At 62.0% G+C, this 1,301-nt stretch carries 1 protein-coding gene; it reads left to right on the top strand.

Annotated features, from left to right (window positions below; genetic code table 11):
* Positions 1-66: 66 nt before the first annotated feature.
* Positions 67-1,259, top strand: a protein-coding gene (locus G6R25_RS24020; protein ID WP_163554657.1) for an IS3 family transposase whose coding sequence is annotated in 2 segments (ribosomal slippage) — positions 67-319 and positions 319-1,259 — 1,194 coding nt in all. Because the reading frame shifts where the segments join, the coding sequence is not laid out codon by codon here.
* Positions 1,260-1,301 lie beyond the last annotated feature (42 nt).

Consider the following 1,301-nt stretch of genomic DNA (forward strand, 5'->3'; position numbering starts at 1 on the left):
GCTGAGGCGCCCCGCGTATTCCGGGCAGTAGATCTAATAGACTGAACCTGGAATGGCGTGTGCCATATGGCCGAACGTCGCAGGAAATTCTCGGCGGAATTCCGCGAGGAAGCAGTAAAATCGGTGATCGAGACGTCACGTCCGATCGCCGCCGTCGCTCGTGAACTGGGAATCCTGGAAGGCACCCTCGGCTGCTGGGTTGCGGCCTACCGGAAAGACCACGCCGGCGACGAACCACCGCTCACGGTACCGGAACGTGCACGGCTACGAGAACTCGAGAAGGAGAACCGGGAACTACGCCTCAAGGCAGAATTCCTGGGAAAAGCGGCTTCCTTCTTCGCCCAGGAATATCGGTAAGCTCGAAATACGAGTTCATCGACGTGGAGAAGGACACCCGCACACCAGCGGGCGCCCGAAAATATCGGATCGACGCGATGTGCCACTGGCTTGAGACATCCAGGTCCGGATACTACGAATGGCGATCGAGACCCGCGTCGGCGACCAGCCGACGCCGGGCCCACCTCACCCGGATGATCATAGCTATGTTCGACGGCTCCGACGGAACCTACGGACACCGCCGAGTCCACGCCCACCTCTCCCGCCAAGGCGAGACCTGCGGCATCGAGCTCGCGCGATCCCTGATGCGCCAGGCGCACCTGGTCGCCTGCCAGCCCCGCCCCTGGCGGCACTCCCTCACCGACGCCGGCCCCACCGGCCCGATCCCGGACCTGGTCAACCGCGACTTCACCGCCTCCGCCCCCGGCGTGAAAATGATCGGCGACATCAGCTACATCCCGACCTGGCAAGGATGGCTGTACCTCGCCACCGTCATCGACTGCCACACCAAAGCCATCATCGGCTACGCCATGGACGACCACTACAGAACACCACTAATCTCCGCGGCGATCATCAACGCGGCCCGCAACACCCCGCTAGCCCCAGACGCGATCTTCCACACCGATAGGGGCAGCAACTACACCTCGGAAGAGTTCGCGAAAACCCTCACCGAACTCGGCCTCCGACACTCGGTCGGGCAGACCGGAATATGCTACGATAACGCGATGGCGGAATCGTTCTTCGCCGCCCTGAAGAACGAACGCGTCCACCGCACCTCCTACCCCACCCGCGAACACGCACGCCGAGACATCACCCGGTACATAGAGTTCCACTACAACACCCGCCGACTCCACTCCGGGCTCGGCTACAGAACCCCGCAAGAAGTCCACAACGAATACCTGAACCGTAATGATGCAGCCTAAAGCCGACTATTAGAATGCGTCCGGAAAACGCGGGGCCGATCA

This window comes from Candidatus Frankia alpina (assembly GCF_902806485.1).
In the GTDB taxonomy this organism is placed as follows: Bacteria; Actinomycetota; Actinomycetes; order Frankiales; family Frankiaceae; genus Frankia; species Frankia alpina.